The organism is Krasilnikovia sp. M28-CT-15 (assembly GCF_047159595.1).
Lineage (GTDB): Bacteria > Actinomycetota > Actinomycetes > Mycobacteriales > Micromonosporaceae > Actinoplanes.
Genome location: NZ_BAAGAK010000001.1, coordinates 607,022 through 624,754 on the forward strand (window position 1 = coordinate 607,022; position 17,733 = coordinate 624,754).

General features: G+C 71.3%; 13 protein-coding genes. 6 read left to right on the forward strand and 7 right to left on the reverse strand.

The genetic code is table 11. The features are described 5' to 3' along the window. From ACMCNO_RS03000 to ACMCNO_RS03010, 3 genes are all read right to left on the reverse strand, one after another. Complete coding sequence (locus tag ACMCNO_RS03000) at positions 1–225, reverse strand: hypothetical protein (RefSeq protein WP_412747886.1); 225 nt, start codon at positions 223–225, stop codon at positions 1–3. A gap of 84 nt (positions 226–309) precedes the next feature. Continuing rightward, a complete protein-coding gene (gene mscL / locus ACMCNO_RS03005; protein WP_412753591.1) occupies positions 310–795 on the reverse strand; it encodes a large conductance mechanosensitive channel protein MscL in 486 nt (161 codons plus the stop codon). A 116-nt stretch (positions 796–911) separates the two neighbouring features. Beyond that, the gene (locus tag ACMCNO_RS03010; RefSeq protein WP_412747887.1) at positions 912–1,265 is read right to left on the reverse strand and encodes an STAS domain-containing protein; all 354 of its coding nucleotides are present in this window, start codon (positions 1,263–1,265) and stop codon (positions 912–914) included. Between the two features lie 131 nt (positions 1,266–1,396). Here ACMCNO_RS03010 and ACMCNO_RS03015 point away from each other — a divergent pair, with 131 nt between their 5' ends. The 3 genes from ACMCNO_RS03015 to ACMCNO_RS03025 are packed head-to-tail and all read left to right on the forward strand — an operon-like array spanning position 1,397 to position 4,097. Next, positions 1,397–1,930, forward strand: a complete 534-nt coding sequence (locus ACMCNO_RS03015; protein WP_412747888.1) for a helix-turn-helix transcriptional regulator — start codon at positions 1,397–1,399, stop codon at positions 1,928–1,930. After that, complete coding sequence (locus ACMCNO_RS03020; protein WP_412747889.1) at positions 1,927–2,616, forward strand: ABC transporter ATP-binding protein; 690 nt, start codon at positions 1,927–1,929, stop codon at positions 2,614–2,616. Before ACMCNO_RS03015 ends, ACMCNO_RS03020 begins: the two co-directional genes overlap by 4 nt. Then, on the forward strand, positions 2,613–4,097 hold the full coding sequence (locus tag ACMCNO_RS03025; RefSeq protein ID WP_412747890.1) for an FtsX-like permease family protein: 1,485 nt from the start codon (positions 2,613–2,615) through the stop codon (positions 4,095–4,097). The genes ACMCNO_RS03020 and ACMCNO_RS03025 overlap by 4 nt, the downstream gene beginning before the upstream one ends. Here ACMCNO_RS03025 and ACMCNO_RS03030 read toward each other — a convergent pair. Beyond that, positions 4,094–6,304 carry an ATP-binding protein gene (locus ACMCNO_RS03030; protein ID WP_412747891.1) on the reverse strand — a complete coding sequence of 737 codons (2,211 nt, stop codon included), beginning with the start codon at positions 6,302–6,304 and terminating at the stop codon, positions 4,094–4,096. The genes ACMCNO_RS03025 and ACMCNO_RS03030 overlap by 4 nt on opposite strands. Before the next feature lie 165 nt (positions 6,305–6,469). Further along, positions 6,470–8,557, reverse strand: coding sequence for a S9 family peptidase (locus ACMCNO_RS03035; RefSeq protein WP_412747892.1), 2,088 nt, complete (start codon positions 8,555–8,557; stop codon positions 6,470–6,472). Positions 8,558–8,797: 240 nt separating this feature from the next. Between ACMCNO_RS03035 and ACMCNO_RS03040 the strand changes: the two genes are divergently transcribed. Further along, positions 8,798–9,964, forward strand: coding sequence for an FAD-binding oxidoreductase (locus ACMCNO_RS03040; RefSeq protein WP_412747893.1), 1,167 nt, complete (start codon positions 8,798–8,800; stop codon positions 9,962–9,964). A 46-nt stretch (positions 9,965–10,010) separates the two neighbouring features. On the opposite strand, the gene ACMCNO_RS03045 is transcribed toward ACMCNO_RS03040, so the two are convergent. Both ACMCNO_RS03045 and ACMCNO_RS03050 read right to left on the reverse strand, forming a co-directional pair. After that, positions 10,011–10,574 (reverse strand): dihydrofolate reductase family protein, encoded by a 564-nt coding sequence (locus tag ACMCNO_RS03045; RefSeq protein WP_412747894.1) that lies wholly within the window; start codon positions 10,572–10,574, stop codon positions 10,011–10,013. A 30-nt stretch (positions 10,575–10,604) separates the two neighbouring features. Further along, positions 10,605–12,629: a SpoIIE family protein phosphatase gene (locus tag ACMCNO_RS03050; protein WP_412747895.1), complete on the reverse strand. Its 2,025-nt coding sequence runs from the start codon at positions 12,627–12,629 to the stop codon at positions 10,605–10,607. Positions 12,630–12,743: 114 nt separating this feature from the next. Between ACMCNO_RS03050 and ACMCNO_RS03055 the strand changes: the two genes are divergently transcribed. Together ACMCNO_RS03055 and ACMCNO_RS03060 are read left to right on the forward strand one after the other, a co-directional pair. Beyond that, positions 12,744–17,144, forward strand: a complete 4,401-nt coding sequence (locus tag ACMCNO_RS03055) for a HAMP domain-containing protein (RefSeq protein WP_412747896.1) — start codon at positions 12,744–12,746, stop codon at positions 17,142–17,144. Next, positions 17,137–17,685 (forward strand): two-component system response regulator, encoded by a 549-nt coding sequence (locus ACMCNO_RS03060; RefSeq protein WP_412747897.1) that lies wholly within the window; start codon positions 17,137–17,139, stop codon positions 17,683–17,685. The genes ACMCNO_RS03055 and ACMCNO_RS03060 overlap by 8 nt, the downstream gene beginning before the upstream one ends. The last annotated feature ends 48 nt before the right edge of the window (positions 17,686–17,733 follow it).

Consider the following 17,733-nt stretch of genomic DNA (forward strand, 5'->3'; position numbering starts at 1 on the left):
TCACGGGCGGACGGACAGCTCGCGCCACTCGTCCGGGCCGACCAGCAGGGCGCGGACGGTGTTCAGCGCGGCTTCCTCACTGTCGTACTCGAAGAAGTGCGACACCCCGTCCGCCCCGCCCGCGCGCTGCTCGACATACCACTGGTCACCACTCGTGCGCAGGTAGACGTCCTTGCGCGCGATGCGCCCCCACTTGCCGTTCCACCAGTGCTTCCGCTGCTCCATGAGGCCACACCCTATCGAACACACGTTCGAACGGGGTGAGGTTGGGGTGATCTTCTCGTCGGCCGGGGGCCGCGAACCCGTCGGTCAGCGGGTCGGCGGCTGATTCCAGCGCGCCGTGTCCTGTGCCGCGTCCCGGGGTGCCCGCGGCGCCGGGCTGCGTTCGGTCCAGTCGCCCGGAGCGCTCGCCCCGCCGCGCACGAGGGCGTCGCGGATCTCGGTGAGCAGGCGGATCTCCTCGCTGGGTGCCGCCGGCGGCGGCTCCTCGCCCCGCTTGCGCCGCTCGGCCAGCCGGTTGAGCGGGAAGACGACGAGGAAGTAGAGCGCCGCGGCGGTCAGCAGGAACGTGATGCAGGCGTTGACGAAGCCCACCCAGTTGATCACCACGCCCGGGCGGACCTCCCAGCCGTTGGCCGCGAGGCCGGTGTTGCCGGTGGTGAGCTGGATCAATGGCTTGAGGAAGCCGTCGGTGAACGCGGCGACGACGGCGGTGAAGGCGGCGCCGATCACGATGCCGACCGCGAGGTCGACCACGTTGCCGCGCATGATGAAGTCCTTGAAGCCCTTGAGCATGGTGTTCACGAGCACTCCTGCACCGAGACGGGGGGATCGACCGACGCCAGCAGATGCCCGCGACCGGTCCGCGACAAACTACGCCGATCGGGTCGCTGTGCGAAGGGGCTACGGCATCAGTCCAGTGCGGGTTCCTCGGCGGCGATCGCCGCGTCCACGCTCGGGTACGTACCCAGCACCTCGACCAGCCCGCTGACCTCCAGGATGCGCAGCACGCCACGCTGGGGGGCGGCCAGCCGTACCGTGCCGCCGGCGTCGTCGGTGCTGTTCTTGGCCCGGACGAAGACGGACAGGCCGGTGGAGTCGCAGAACGACACCTCGGCGAGATCGAAGATCAGGCGGGTGTGTCCCCGCTCCAGGAGGTCACCGATCTGGTCCTGTAGCTGCGGCGCGGTCGCCATGTCCAGCTCGCCGCCGACCGACAGGACGACCATGTCGTCCCGCTCTTCCGTTCGTACCGTCAGGGACATCGCAACCTCCGCATTTTGTGGAGACGCTACTCCACGGGGCCGGTTCGGGGTGCGGGTGGTGCGGTCCGCGCGGTGAACGAGCCGTGTCGAGCGCTTGACGGTAGCTATTCTCTCAGTGAATAGTGTCGGCCATGTCGACTCCGCACGTGCTTCTCGGTCTGCTGGCCGCCGGGCCGCGGCACGGCTACGACCTCAAGCGCGCGCACGACGAGCGGATGCCCAACAGCAAGCCCCTCGCGTACGGGCAGGTCTACTCCACCCTCGGCCGCCTGGAGCGCGACGGGCTCGTCGTACCCTCCGGCTCCGACCGCGACGGCGGGCCGGAGCGCACCTCGTACGCCCTCACCGATGCGGGCCGGGCCCGCCTCACCGAGTGGCTCTCCGCGGTCGAGCCGCCGGCGCCGCACGTGACCGCGACGCTGTTCACCAAGGTCGTCGTCGGCCTGCTGGCGGCCGGTGCCGACGTGGCCCGCGACTACCTGATCGCCCAGCGCGCCGCGCACACCGCCCGGCTGCGCGAACTCACCGCGGTCAAGACCCGGCCCGACTCGTCCGTCGGCGAGATCCTGGCCGCCGACTACGCCATCGCCCATCTCGACGCGGACCTGCGCTGGCTGCAGACCACGCTGCTGCGCGTCGCCGATCTCCGAGAGGTGCACCAGTGACCCCCCTGCTGCAGGCACACGGGCTCGTCAAGAGCTACGGCCCCACCCCGGCGCTGCGCGGCGTCGACATCGAGATCGGCGAGGGTGAACTCGTCGCCGTCACCGGACCGAGCGGCTGCGGCAAATCCACGCTGCTGCACTGCCTGGCCGGGATCCTGCGGGCCGACGCGGGCACGGTGCGCTACCGGGACCGGGAGATCGGCGCGGAGTCCGAGGCCGCGCGCGCCAAGCTGCGGCGTACCGAATTCGGGGTGCTGTTCCAGTTCGGGCAGCTCGTGCCCGAACTGACCGCGGCCGAGAACGTCGCCCTGCCGCTGCTGCTGGCGGGCTGGACCAGGCGCGAGGCGCGCCGGGTGGCGCTGCTGTGGCTGGGCCGCTTCGGCGTCGAGGACCTGGCCGACGTCCGGCCCGGTGCGATGTCCGGCGGCCAGCAGCAGCGCTGCGCGGTGGCCCGGTCGCTGGTCAGCGAGCCGCGGGTGCTGTTCGCCGACGAACCCACCGGCGCGCTCGACGTGCTCACCGGCGAGCAGGTGCTGACCGAGTTGATGCAGGTCGCGCGGCTGCAGGGCACGGCCATCGTGCTGGTCACCCACGACGCGCGGACCGCCGCGTACGCGGATCGCGAGATCGCGTTGCGCGATGGAGTCGTGGACCCCACCGGCCTCGGTCTCGGGATCGGCTCGTGAGGCCCGCGACCCTGGCCCGCCTGGCCCTGACCGGCAGCCGCACCGACACCCTGCGGATCGTCTTCACCGGCGCCAGCGGCGCGCTGGCCGCCCTGATCCTGCTGGCCGCCGCGACCGTGGCCGCCGTGCCCGAGGCGGGCGGGGAATTCGGCGTGGTGACCCGGTACCGGCCCACCCTGCTGGCCGAGGACGGGCTGCGCCCCGGCATCGTGGCGACCCTGCTGCTGCTGGCCGTGCCGGTGCTGGCGCTGGCCGGGCAGTGCATCCGGTTCGGCTCGCCCGCCCGCGACCGGCGGCTGGCCGCCCTGCGCCTGTCCGGGGCCACGCCGGGGCAGGCCGTGCTCGTCGCGGCCGGAGAGACCGCGGGCGCGGCGCTGCTCGGATCGCTGAGTGGAGGCCTGATCTACCTCGTGGGCCGGTGGGCGCTGGACCGCCCGGACGCCGCGGGGCAGCGTGACCTGCCCACCGACGTGCTGCCGAGCCTGCCCGTCCTGGCCGGGATCGTGCTGCTGGTGCCGGTGGTCGGCGCTCTGGCGGGCGCGTTCCTGCTGCGCAAGGTCATCGTCACCCCGCTCGGCGTGGTCCGCCGTACGCGGGATCGCCGCCCCTCGGTCTGGCCGGGAGTGCTCATCATCGCCGGGGTGTTCGTCCCGTTCATGGTCAAGCCGCTGGGCTGGTGGCTGGACCGGGCCCCGCAGGGGATGAGCGCGACCGTCTTCCTGCTGGCGATGATGCTGGTCGTCCTCGCGGCGGTGGTCGGGGTGGTCCTCGGCACGGGCTGGATCGCGTACACCACCGGGCGGCTGCTGCGGCGCTACGCGCGCCGGCCCGCGACCCTGCTGGCCGGGCGGCAGCTGATGGCCGACCCGTGGAGCGGCAGCCGCACCTTCGCCGCGCTGCTGGCCGCGGTCATCGTCGGCGCCGGTGTGACCGGCTTCCGTGCCGAGCTGGCCACCCAGTTCGCCGTCGAGGACGAGGTCGCCCGCCGTACCGGCAGCGAGTCCGGCTACGACACCGCCTTCTACTTCGGCGCGATCGACCTCATCGACATCACCGTGGCGATCGCGGTCGTCATCGCCGCCGCGGGCATCCTGATCGCGCTCGCCGAGGGCGTCGTCTCCCGGCGCCGCGCGTACGCGATCCTGGTGGCCACCGGCGTGCCGCGCCGCACCCTGGGCGCGGCGATCGCCTGGCAGACCCTCGCCCCGCTGATCCCCGCCACCGCGGTCGCGCTGACCGTCGGAGTGTCCCTGGTCCGTGCGCCCGGCACGACCGTGAACAGCAGCATCACCACGACGCAGAGCTGCGCGGACGCGTCGTGTCCGGAAACGGTCGTCGCCGTGACCCGGCAGGTGCCGCTGCCGTTCGGTGACCTGGCCGTGCTGGGCGCCGGCACGCTGGCGATCATGGCGCTGGTGGCGGTGCTCGGGATCGTCCTGCTCCGGATGAGCACCGATCCCTCGGAACTGCGCGCCGCCTAGCTCGGACCCGGCGCGGCGGCTTCGAGTGCCTTGCCGACATTGCTGAGCAGCTCGGCGGCGGTGAATGGCTTGTACACGATGCGGGTCGCCTCGGCCGGGCCGCTGTCCGACACCACCACCACGGGGTCGGCGTGGCCGGTCATGAACAGCACCGGTAGGTCAGGGTGCTGGGCGTGCATCTCGTCGGCGACTGCCGCCCCGGAACGATCGGGCAGGATCATGTCGGTGATCAACAGATCCACGTCGTCCAGATCGGTGCGCAGCGCGGTGTCCGCGTCGCCGAACGCGGTGGTGCGGTAGCCGTTGCCGGTCAGGATGCGGACCACGACGTCGCGTACGGCATCGTCGTCCTCGACGACCAGGACCCGTTCGCCGTGTCCGTGTTCCTGACCGGGGATCGGCGTGCGGCGCCGGTCGGCCTCGTCCGGTTGGTTGACGATGGGCAGCAGGATCCGGAAGGTGGTGCCGACGCCGGGTGCGGAATCCACGGTGATGGTGCCGTTGGCGTCGATGACGATGCTGTAGACCGTGGCGAGGCCGAGGCCGGTGCCCCGCTCGGACGGCTTGGTGGTGAAGAACGGCTCGAACAGCCGATCCCTGACTTCGGCGCTCATGCCGACGCCGTTGTCGCGGACGGTCAGCTGGGCGTAGCGCCCGGCGGGCAGCGGCAGGATCGTGTCTTCGGGCAGTTCGACCAGGTCGGTGTCGACCTCGATGACGCCGCCGTCGGGCATCGCGTCGCGGGCGTTGATCACGAGGTTGAGCAGAATCTGGTCGAGCCGGCCGCGGTCGGTGCACACCGGCAGGGCATCGTCGTATGTCGTGCAGCGCAGGATGATGTTGGCGCCGATCGTCCGGCCGAGCAGATCGTGGGCGCCGGTGACGGCCGAATTGAGATCGACGGCCTCGACCTTGGCCGGTCCCCGATTGGCGAACAGCAGCAGCTGGCTGGTGAGGGCCCGGCCCCGTCGGGCGGCATCGCGGATCCTGGCGAGATCCTCCGTCACCTGGTCGTCGGGCTCGTCGGCGATGAACTCGGCGCAGTTGAGGATGATGGCCAGCAGGTTGTTGAAGTCGTGCGCCACGCCTCCGGCAAGCTGGCCGAGGCTCTCCAGGCGGGCGGCCCGCGCCGCGTGCTCGTTGGCGAGCTGCTCCTCGGCTTCGCGCCGCATGCGGGCGGTGATGTCGCGTTCGGTGGCTGCGCCGCCGATGACCACACCGTTCTGGTCTCGCATCGGCCAGAGGATCGTCGACACCTTGACGTAGCTGCCGTCCTTGCGGAGGCGGGTCGCGCCGTCGGTGTGGAATTGACGACCCGCGGCGATTTCGGCGAGTGCCACGCGGAGTATCTCCCTGCGGTGCGGCAGCAGAACCATCGTCGCGGAGCGGCCGATGGCCTCGTCGGCGGTGTAGCCGTAGATGCGCTCGGCGCCGCTGTTCCAGGCCGTGATGATCCCGTCGAGGGTGAGGGCGACCGTCGCGTCGGCGGACTGCTCGACGATCGCGGCCAGCATCGCCTTGTGCCGTGCCGCGTTGGCGACGGTACGGGTCGCCAGCACGGCCAGCACGATGGCGAGCAGTAGACACCCGACGCCGATGGACACCATGATCGTTAGCGCCCGGGAACTCGTGCGCCGGGCCAGGGCGGCATCCGCGTCCGTGCTGGCCTGCGCGGACTCGGCGAGTTGGTTCACCGCGCCGGCGGCGCTGGCGAACCATTGCAGCGCCTCACCCGCGACCAGGTCGTTGGAGACCGCGATCTGGCCGGGCGCGCCGGACCGGTACCCGGACACGATCCTTGAATCGGTGTCCATGAAATGGTTGAAGGCGTCCTGGGCCACGGCCAGCTGCTGCTTCTGTGCCGCCGTGAGCGGATGTGTTTCGATCCGGGCCAGATCCTGCCGGAACGCCGCCACCGAGGACAGGAACAGGCTGCGCTGGATGCCGGTGTCGGAGGCGGCGCCCGGCACCCCCCGGATCGTGTCGAAGGCGTAGCCGGTCTGCCAGCCGGTGAGGTCGGCCATGCGGAATTTGGCCGTGAGCGCGTCGCGCTGCAGCGCGGCCGACTCGGCGACCTGCCGGTCTGCCCTGCGCAGCGCGAGAATATTGCTCACGGCGACGCCGATCGTGATGATCAACAGCAGCGCCACGATCCCGAAGGCACTGCCGAGCCGCGCGCCGCCATGGATTCGACGCCACGTGTGCATGTCTCGGTCTTCCCACGGGACAGCCAGGGCCCGCGCAACACCGCGCACGGCGGGTGCCAGTCCACGTGCCTTTACCGTAGCGGACATCTAGCCCTTATTCGGCATATGCGATAAATTCTCGCAGAATGCCAAGGGTTGGGCGACACGCACCGGCCCGCGGGCCGGTCAGGCCAGACCCATGACGTCCAGGGTCCACGCCGTCACGAACGACTCCTCCTTCCAGGCGTCGTACCGGCCGCTCGGGCCGCCGTGCCCGGCACCCATCTCCGTCTTCAGCAGGTACGACCCGCCCGGCGCGACCTCGCGCAGCCGGGCGATCCACTTCGTCGGCTCGTGGTACAGCACCCGGGTGTCGTTGAGGCTGCTCACCGCGAGGATCGCCGGATAGCGCTGCGCCGCCACGTTCTCGTACGGGCTGTACGACTTCATGTACGCGTACACGTCCGCGGACTCCAGCGGGTTGCCCCACTCCTCCCACTCGGTGACCGTCAGCGGCAGCGACGGATCCAGAATGGTGTTCAGCGGATCCACGAACGGCACCTGCGCCACGACCCCCGCGAACGCGTCCGGCGCCAGGTTGGCCACCGCGCCGATCAGCAGGCCGCCCGCCGAGGCGCCGCGAGCCACCAGTCGGTCCACGGACGCCCACGAGTTCTTCACCAGCACCCGGGCACACGCCACGAAGTCCGTGAACGTGTTCATCTTGGTCAGCAGCCTGCCGCCCTCATACCACCGGCGGCCCAGTTCGCCGCCGCCGCGGATGTGCGCGATCGCGAACACCACACCGCGATCCAGCAGTGACAGCCGGGCGATGGAGAAGTACGGGTCGATGCTGGTTTCGTACGAGCCGTAGCCGTACAGCAACAGCGGGGCGGTGCCGTTACGGGGGGTGCCCTTGCGGGCCACGATCGAGATCGGCACCCGGGTGCCGTCGTCGGCCACCGCCCACTCGCGGAACTGCTCGTACTCCTGCGGGTCGTAGCCGCCCAGCACCGGGCGGCGCTTGCGCAGCGTCATCGCCTGGGTCACCAGATCCACGTCGTAGACGGAGTCCGGGGTGACCATCGAGGTGTACGAGATCCGCACGGTCTTCGCGTCGTACTCCGGGTTGCCCGCCAGGGCGACGCTGTACAGCGGCTCCGGGAACTCCATGTCGTAGCTGTCCGTGCTGCCGTCGGCGATGATGCGCAGGCCGGTCAGGCCGTCGCGGCGCAGCGAGACCACGATGTGACGGCTGAACGCGTCCACCGCCTCCAGCCGGGTGCCCGGCTCGTGCCCGATCAACTCCACCCAGTCGCCCGGGTTGTCCACCGAGGTGCTCGCCAGGGCGAAGTCCTCGGCGCCGTCGTTGTGCAGGATCAGGAAGCGGTGGCCGTGGTGCTCCACGGAGTACTCCACGCCCTGGCGGCGCTCCGCGATCACGGCCGGCTCGGCCGTCGGGAACTGGGCGTCGATGACCCGTACCTCGCTGGTCATCTTGCTGTGCACGTCGATGACGATGAACTTCTCGCTGCGGGTCAGGTGCACGCCGACCCAGAAGCGCTCGTCGGGCTCCTCGTACACGACCACGTCCTGGGCGGCGGGCTCGCCCACGGTGTGCCGCCACACCCGGTGTGGGCGCCATGCGTCGTCCACGGTCAGGTAGAACAGCGTCGAGGCGTCCGCCGACCAGGCCGTGCCGTACGAGGTGTCCGGGACCTCGTCCGGCAGCACCTCATCGGTCTGCAGGTCCTTGACCTTGAGGGTGAACCGCTCGTCGCCCGCGAAGTCCACCGAGTACGCGAGGAACCGGTCGTCCGGGCTGACGTCGAAGGTGCCCAGGGCGAAGAAGTCCTTGCCCTCGGCCAGCGCGTTGCCGTCCAGCAGCACCTGCTCGCCGGTCAGCGGCGCGCCGTCGTCGGTGACCGGCGGATCGGTCTCGCCCGGCCGGACCGGCACCCGGCAGTGGATCGCGTACTGGCTGCCCTCGACGGTCCGGGTGTAGTACCAGTACCCGCCCTTGCGACTCGGCACCGACAGGTCGGTCTCCTGGGTGCGCCGCTTGATCTCCTCGAAGATCGTGTTCTGCAGCGGGACGAGGTGTGCGGTGGCGTGGTCCGTCCACGCGTTCTCCGCTTTCAGGTGGGCGATCGTCTCGGGGTTGTCCCGGTCGGCCAGCCAGGCGTACTCGTCCGTCACGGTGTCGCCGTGCTGGGTGCGCACGCTGGGGGTCCGGCGGACGGCCGGCGGGGCGTCGGGCAGTTCGGTGGTCACCGGCCCAGGCTACCGGTCGGTCGTGGCGGTCCGGTCGCTGTCCGTTGTGGTGCCCGATGAGGGGTGACCCTCCCTGCGCCGATTAGAACATGTGTACGATGTGCCAGAGTGGACGATCTTCACCCCATCGATTCACGTCTCCGTATCGACACCCGTCTCCGCGCTTCGTTCCGCATCCGATCTCCGAATCACGCCCCGGGGAGTTCCGATGTTCGTCGCCGCCGCCCCGCCAGGCCGCGCATGACCTCCGCCCTGCCGCCCGTGCTGCGGGCCCTGATCGATATCTGCGGCCCGGCCTTCGCCCGCCTCGCCGGTCCGGCCGACACCGTGGCGGGCCGCGCGGCGCGCTTCGTCGCGGGGCCCGCCACCGCCACCGCTCTCGCCGACGCCCTGCGTCTCGCCGCCACCCGCGGTCTCGCCGTGCGGCCCCGCGGCGCGGGCACCAAGCTCGACTGGGGCACGCCGCCAACCGGCGTCGACGTGCTGCTCGACACCGGCCGCCTGGCCGGGGTGTGGCACCACGACCCTTCCGCGGGCACCGCGGAGGTCGGCGCGGGCACCCCGGTGCACGCGGTACAGGCCGCGCTCGCGCGGCATGGCCAGCGCCTCGCGGTCGACCCGCCCTCGGCGGGCGCGACCATCGGCGGGATGCTGGCGGTCAACGAGTCCGGCCCGCTGCGCCACCGGTACGGCACCGCGGCCGACCAGGTCCGCCACGTCAGCTACGTCGACCGGGCCGGTGAGCCCGGCAGCTCGGACGGCCGCGCCGGCACCCGCCCCGGCGGCGTGGCGGTCGACGGTGTGATCGTCTCCGCCAACCTCCGGCTGGAGCCGCTACCCGCGGCCCGGCGCTGGGTGTCCGTGGCGGTGTCCACGCCGCTGCAGGTGCACAACCTCGTGGAGGAGACCCTCGCCCAGCTGGTCGACCCGAGCGCCATCGAGGTCGACCTGCCGCGTTCGGTCCCGCGCACCACGGAGCAGCCGCCGGGCTCCCTCGCGGTCCTGCTGGAGGGCGCACCGACGAGCGTCGCCGAGCGTGCCGACCGGCTGGCGGCGGCGATCGGCGACCGGGTCACGATCTCGCCGGTCGCACCCCGCTGGTGGGGCCGGTACCCGTTCGGCCACGACGACGTGGCGCTGCGCATCGCGGTGCCGATCGCCGACCTGCATGCCGCCGTCTACGCGCTGCGGGACGCCGCCGGTGCGGTGGTGCCGATCCGCGGCTCCGCGGGCCTCGGCACGGTCCACGCGGTGCTGCCCGGCAGCACCCCACCCGACCGGGTGGAGGCGATCCTCGACGCGGTCCGCGGGGTCCTGCTGGCCCGCGGCGGACGCGCCGTGGTGATCTCCGCGCCCCCGCCGACCGCCCGGGTGATCGACGTGGCCGACCACCACGACCTCTTCTGACCGGCCGCTGGCACGACCTCTTCGACCCGGTCGCTGGGCGCCGGGCTCAGCCCGGCGGGCCCACCGCATACGTCAGGTAGGCGAACTGGCCGCGGCGCCGCGCTTCCGTGAGGGACAGGCGGCGCGATGAGAGGCGGCGTGGCAGCACGGGAGCGCCCGCGCCCAGCGTCACCGGCGCCACCCCCAGAATGATCTCGTCGAGCAGTCCGGCGTCCGCGAACGCGCCGGCCAGCTCTCCCCCGCCCACCACCCACACGTTGCGGCCCGCGGCCGCCGCGGTCATCGCCGCGTGCACCGGGCGCACGTCACCCTGGACGAACGTGACGTCCGCCCCGGGAATCGGCGGCAGGTCGCGGTGGGTGAACACCCAGGAAGGCACGTCGCCGTAGTATTCGGCCCACTTCTGCGGCTGATCGAGCAGCTTCTCGTGCGCCAGCACCCACTCGTAGGTCGTCGCGCCCATCGCGAACGCGCCCACCCCGGCGAAGAAGTCCGCGAACGGGTTGTCCCCCTCGTCGCCAGACACCTCGAACAGCCAGTCGAGTGAGTTGTCCGGGTCCGCGATGAAGCCGTCGATGGTGGTCGCCGTGTAGTACTGCGTTGTGGCCACGGCACGATGCTGCCACCCGGGTCCGACGATTCAGGCGTCGTTGCGCAGCACCAGGATGGCGATGTCGTCGCGCGGCTCCTCCACCGAGAAGTTGATCGTGGTGGAGCGGAGCCGCGCCGCCATGACCTTGGCGGGGTATCCGGCCAGCGGACGCGCCGCCTCGCGCAGCCGCGCCGTGCCGAACAGCTCCCGGCCGCGGCGGCGTTCGGTCACCCCGTCGGTGTAGAAGATGAGCGAGTCACCGGCCCGCAGGCGCACCGCGGCGGCCGGGGTGGCGATCGTCTCCAGCAGCCCGAGGGCCGTGCCGCCCGCCCCGACGAACGCGGTCCGGCCGTCCGCGCGGACCAGCACCGCCCGGTCGTGCCCGGCGAGGTGCAGGCTCACCCGCAGGGTGGCGTCGTGTTCCCGGTCGATCGCGGCCAGCGCGAGGGTGCAGTACCGGCCGCCGCCGCGCTGCACGAGGGTGCGGTTGACCCGGGCCAGGATCTCGGCCATGGGCTTACCGTCGTCGACCAGGATCCGGATGACGTCGCGGACCAGCCCGGTGACCGTGGCGGCCTGCACCCCCTTGCCGGAGACGTCACCGACCACCACCACCCAGCTGTCCGGGCCGGTGGGCACCACGTCGTAGAAGTCGCCGCCGACCTCGGAACCCGCGGGCACGTACTCGGCGGCGAAACCGACCCCGGCCACCTCCGGCAGCACCGGCGGCAGCAGCGACGCCTGCAGGGTGCGGGCGACCGTCCGCCGCTCGTCGTGGATCCGCGCGTTGTCGATGGCCAGCGCCGCCCGGCGGGCCACGTCCTCCAGCACGGCGACCTCGTCGGCGTCGTGCCGGTGCCGCGGGTGCCGCCCCACCGCGAGGGTGCCGAGCCGCTGCCCGCGCGCCACCAAGGGCACCACGAACCCTTCCGTAGGCGTGCCGAACATGACCTGCGTACCGAGCTTGGACGCCTCCTCCAGCCGGGCCAGCACCCCGTCCGGCCCCTCCTCGGCGAGGGTGGCGTGCAGCGCGGGCAACGCCGCCTCGTCGGCATGGGTGGCCGCCGCCAGTTGCAGGCGCCCCCACGCGTCCGTGGTGTGCACCGCGCACCACAGCCCCAGCCGGGGCACCACGAGCTGCGGGATCAGCGCCATCGTGAGGTTGACGTCGAGGGACTGGGCGAGCAGCTCGCTGGCCTCGGCCAGGAACGTCAGCCAGGTCTGGCGGCGTAGGTCGGCGCGGCGCAGCCGGTCGTTCTCCAGGTGCAGCGAGAAGCGCTCCGCGACGATGCGGGCCAGCGGCAGCGCGTACCCGGCCGGGGAGGCGTCCAGCTCCAGCTCCCCCACGTACGGGCGGGGCACGGTCAGCGGCAGCCGGATCGTGGCCGCGTCGTCGCGCGGCGCCCGGCCGTACCGGGCGATGGCGTGGCGGCCGCGCCCGTCGCCGCGGTCGAGCCGCAGCACAGCGCCGGAGGCGCCGGTGAGCTGGGCCAGGCGGGCCAGCAGATCCGTGCCGAAATCGGCGATCCCGTCGTCGGTGTGCCGTTCCGGGTCGGTCTGCAGCAGGGCGGTGAGCGCGCCGATCCCGGGAGCCCCGTCCTCGGGCGCCGGGGCCGGTGTCGGAGTCGTGCCCTCGAGGCGTTCCAGGCGGAACCAGACCCCCTTACCGCTGGGCTGGTGCACCGTGCCCCACCGGGTGGCGAAATGGTCGACCAGCAGCAGCCCCCGGCCGCGTTCGGCGACCTCGCCGATGTCGGTGCGTTCGTTGCGCGGCCCGACGGCCAACTGTTCGACCGGTCCGGGTGCGAAGTCCGTCACGATGACGGTGAGCCCGTCCGGGTCGGCGACCACCTCGATGTCGAGGTCGGTGTTGGCATGCACCACCGCGTTGGTGGACAGCTCCGTGGTCAGCAGCAGAGCCTCGTTGAGCAGGGCGTCGAGGCCCGCCTCGGCCAGCACGGAACGGACCAGCGCGCGGGCCGCGGCGGGCGTGCGCCGGTCGTTGGGGAGCCGGACGCGGCGGGTGAACGAACCCTCGACCGGGGTCGCGACGCGGTCGGCCTCCACTGACACGCATGCATCCTCTCCTGCACACCGGCGTGTGCACAAAGGCGTCCCTCGCAATGGCCGGGCCGGGCGAGGGAAGATAGGGAGCCCACCCCGGAGGACACCGTCAGTGAGGACAGCATGACAGTGGCCAAGCAGCTCAGTACCGGCACGCCAGACGAGACCGCCCTGCTCGGCGAACTGGCGGAGGCGTTACGGCGGGTTCGGCGCGGCGACCTGAAGGTTCGCCTGCCCCGCCGTTCCGGCACGGCCGGCGAGGTCGCGGACGCGTTCAACGAGGTCGTGTCGCTGCAGGAGCGGCAGAACATGGACGTACGCCGGATCGGCCGCATCGTGGGCCGGGACGGGCGGCTGACCGAACGCCTCGACGAGGAGGGGCTCGACGGAGCGTGGGCGGACACGGTGCGTTCGGTGAACTCGCTCATCGACGACCTGGCCCGCCCCACCACCGAGATCTCCCGGGTCATCGTCGCCGTGGCCGACGGCGACCTCTCGCAGCACATGGCACTCGAGATGGACGGCCGACCCCTGCGGGGTGAGTTCCTGCGCATCGGCCGCACGGTGAACACGATGGTGGACCAGCTGTCGTCGTTCGCCGACGAGGTGACCCGGGTGGCCCGCGAGGTGGGCACCGAGGGTGAGCTGGGTGGCCAGGCCGACGTGCGCGGCGTCGCGGGCACCTGGAAGGACCTGACCGACTCCGTCAACACGATGGCGTCGAACCTCACCCACCAGGTCCGGTCGATCTCTCAGGTGGCGACCGCGATGGCCCGCGGCGACCTGTCGCAGCGGATCACCGTGTCGGCCCGTGGCGAGGTGGCCGAGCTGTCCGACACGATGAACGCCCTCACCGACACCCTGCGCCTGTTCGCCGAGCAGGTCACCCGCGTGGCCCGCGAGGTGGGCACGGAAGGCAAGCTGGGCGGTCAGGCCGAGGTGCCGAACGTGGCCGGCACCTGGAAGGACCTCACCGACTCGGTGAACTCGATGGCGTCGAACCTGACCGCCCAGGTCCGTAACATCGCCCAGGTCTCCACGGCGGTGGCCAAGGGCGACCTGTCGCAGAAGATCACCGTGGCGGCCCAGGGCGAGATCCTGGAGCTGAAGGACACCGTGAACACGATGGTGGACCAGCTGTCGGGCTTCGCCGACGAGGTGACCCGGGTGGCCCGCGAGGTGGGCACCGAGGGTCGGCTGGGCGGTCAGGCCCAGGTGCGCGGCGTCTCCGGCACGTGGCGCGACCTCACCGAGAACGTCAACCAGCTCGCCGCGAACCTCACCGACCAGGTCCGCAACATCTCCCAGGTCTCCACCGCCGTGGCCCGCGGCGACCTCTCCCAGAAGATCACTGTGGACGCCCGCGGCGAGATCGCCGAGCTGAAGAACACCGTCAACACGATGGTGGACCAGCTGTCGAGCTTCGCGGACGAGGTGACCCGGGTGGCCCGCGAGGTGGGCACGGAGGGCAAGCTGGGCGGCCAGGCCCAGGTGCGTGGCGTCGCGGGTACGTGGCGCGACCTTACGGACAACGTGAACTCGATGGCGTCGAACCTCACCGACCAGGTCCGCAACATCGCCCAGGTCTCCACCGCGGTCGCGAAGGGCGACCTGTCCCAGAAGATCACGGTTGATGCCCGCGGCGAGATCCTCGCCCTGAAGTCGACCGTGAACACGATGGTGGACCAGTTGTCGTCGTTCGCGGACGAGGTGACCCGGGTGGCCCGCGAGGTGGGCACGGAGGGCAAGCTGGGCGGCCAGGCCCAGGTGCGTGGCGTCGCGGGTACGTGGCGCGACCTGACGGACAACGTGAACTCGATGGCGTCGAACCTGACCGCTCAGGTCCGCAACATCGCGTCGGTGACCACGGCCGTGGCGAAGGGCGACCTGTCGCAGAAGATCACGGTCGACGCGCAGGGCGAGATCCTGGAGCTGAAGTCGACGGTCAACACGATGGTGGACCAGCTGTCGTCGTTCGCCGACGAGGTGACCCGGGTGGCCCGCGAGGTCGGCTCCGAGGGCAAGCTGGGCGGCCAGGCCCAGGTGTCCGGCGTCGCCGGTACGTGGCGCGACCTGACCGACAACGTCAACTACATGGCGTCGAACCTGACCGCCCAGGTCCGCAACATCGCGTCGGTGACCACGGCGGTGGCGAAGGGTGACCTGTCCCAGAAGATCACGGTCGACGCCCGCGGCGAGATCCTGGAGCTCAAGTCCACGGTGAACACGATGGTCGACCAGCTCTCGTCGTTCGCCGGTGAGGTCACCCGGGTGGCCCGCGAGGTCGGCATCGAGGGCAAGCTGGGCGGCCAGGCCCAGGTCAAGGGCGTTTCGGGTACGTGGCGCGACCTCACGGACAACGTCAACCAGCTCGCCTCGACGCTGACCACCCAGCTGCGCGCCATCGCCGAGGTATCCACGTCCGTGACCCGCGGCGACCTGACCCAGAGCATCGCGGTCGAGGCGCAGGGCGAGGTCGCGGAGCTGAAGGACAACATCAACCAGATGATCGTGACGCTGCGCGAGACCACCAAGGCGAACGCGGAGCAGGGCTGGCTGGACTCCAACCTGGCCCGCATCGGCGGCCTGCTGCAGGGCCAGCGGGACCCCGGCGAGGTCTGCCGCATGATCATGACCGAGGTGACGCCGCTGGTGGACGCGCAACTCGGCGCGTTCTTCCTCGTCGACGAGGAGGAGGCGGTGATGCGGCTGCGGCTGGCCGCCGCGTACGGATATGTGGCCCGCGATCACGAGGTGACGTTCGGCCCCGGCGAGGGTCTGGTCGGTCAGGCCGCGGTGTCCCGGCGCGCGGTGCGGGTGCGGGCCACCCATGACGGCGCCCTGACCATGCGCTCCGGCCTGCTGTCCATGCCGCCCAACGACCTGGTCGTGCTGCCGGTGCTGTTCGAGGGCGAGATGCTCGGGGTCATCGAGTTCGCCTCGGTGGCGGCGTTCTCCGGGCTGCACCTGACGTTCCTGGAACGGCTGGTCGCCACGATCGGCATCGCGCTGAACACGATCCAGGCGAACCGGCGTACCGAGGAACTGCTCGCCCAGTCCCAGCGGCTGGCCCGCGAGCTCCAGGAACAGTCCGCGGAGTTGCAGCGGACGAACGCCGAGCTCGAGGACAAGGCGCAGCTGCTCAGCGAGCAGAAGGGCAACATCGAGACGAAGAACCGGGAGATCGAGCTGGCCCGGCGCGGCCTGGAGGAGAAGGCGCAGCAGCTGTCGCGGGCCTCGGCGTACAAGTCGGAGTTCCTGGCCAACATGAGCCACGAGCTGCGTACGCCGCTGAACTCGCTGCTGCTGCTGGCCCGGCTGCTGGCGGACAACCCGGAGCAGAACCTGTCCGAGAAGCAGATCGAGTTCGCCCGGACCATCTACAGCGCGGGCTCGGACCTGCTGTCGCTGATCGACGACATCCTCGACCTGTCGAAGATCGAGGCGGGCCGGATGAACGTCGAGCCGGACGTGGTCGACTTCGAGTACCTCAGCGGCTACGTGGACCAGGCGTTCCGTCCGCAGGCGGACGAGAAGGGCCTGGAATTCTTCGTCGACGTCTCGCCGGAACTGCCCCCGTCGCTGATCACGGACCCGCAGCGGCTCCAGCAGATCCTGCGTAACCTGCTGTCCAACGCGGTGAAGTTCACCGACTCCGGTGCGGTGACCCTGACCATCGGCCCGGCCCCGCAGGGCACGGACTTCGACATGGCGTCGCTGCTGGCGGCCCGGCAGGTGGTGGCGTTCTCCGTCGCCGACACCGGCATCGGCATCTCCGACGAGAAGCTGGCGCTCATCTTCGAGCCGTTCCAGCAGGCCGACGGCACCACCACGAGAAAGTACGGCGGCACCGGCCTGGGCCTGTCCATCAGCCGGGAGTTCGCGGCTCTGCTGGGCGGCACGATCGTGGTTTCCTCGGTGCCCGGGGAGGGCTCCACGTTCACGCTGTACATCCCGGACGCGATCGTCTCGGCCAGCATTCCCGCGCCGGCGGCGCTCCCGGCCCTGACCGCCGCGCCCGCGGTCACCCGGCCCGCGCCGCCGCCGCTGGACCTCCCGTTGCTCGAGATGCCCGTCCTGATGCCCGAGACCGACCCGCATCCGGTCTCCCCGGCCAGCCGCCAGCTGGACGGCGCCACGGTGCTCATCGTGGACGACGATGTGCGCAACGTGTTCGCCCTGACCAGCGCGTTGGAGCTGCACGGGCTGCACGTGCTGTACTCCGACAACGGGGTCGACGGCGTGCGGCAGCTGGCCGAGCACCCGGAGGTCGACATCGTCCTGATGGATGCGATGATGCCGGACCAGGACGGATACGAGACCACCCGCGGCATCCGGCGCAACCAGCGCTTCGCGGATCTGCCGGTAATCTTCCTGACAGCGAAGGCGATGCCCGGGGACCGGGAGTCGGCCCTCGCCGCGGGCGCCACCGACTACATCACCAAGCCGGTGGACCTGGACGAGCTCATCGAACTGATGGCGCGATGGGTGACCGCCGCCGAGACGGAGAGTGAGCGTGGCTGAGCGCGCCAAGGCACTGCTGGTGGACGACCGTCGCGACAACCTGATGGCGCTGGAGGCCATCCTGCAGGGCCTGCCGGTGCAGGCCGTCGCGGTGGAGAGCGGGGAGGCGGCCCTCAAGCAGCTGCTCGTGGACGACTTCGCGGTCATCCTGCTGGATGCCCAGATGCCCAACATGGACGGTTTCGAGACGGCCAGCCACATCAAGCGGCGGGAGCGTACCCGGCACGTACCGATCCTGTTCCTGACGGCGGCCGACCGCGACGCGCAGCTGGCCCTGCGCGGGTACGCGGTCGGCGCGGTGGACTACCTGACCAAGCCGTTCGACCCGTGGGTGCTGCGGGCGAAGGTCTCCATCTTCGTGGAGCTGTGGACGAAGAATCAGCAGTTGAAGGCGCAGGCCGAGGCGACCCGGGAACGGGACGCACAGTGGGCCCGGCTTACCGAGCTGGTCGACGAGGCGGCGCGGGTGTTGCGCACGGGCGGCCCGGACGCCGCCGCCGACGCCTTGGACCTCCTGGAAAAGGCCCGCTGGGGCCAGTAACCGGCGGCGGTCGAATCCAGATGGTTCACGCCCACGATCAGTCATCCT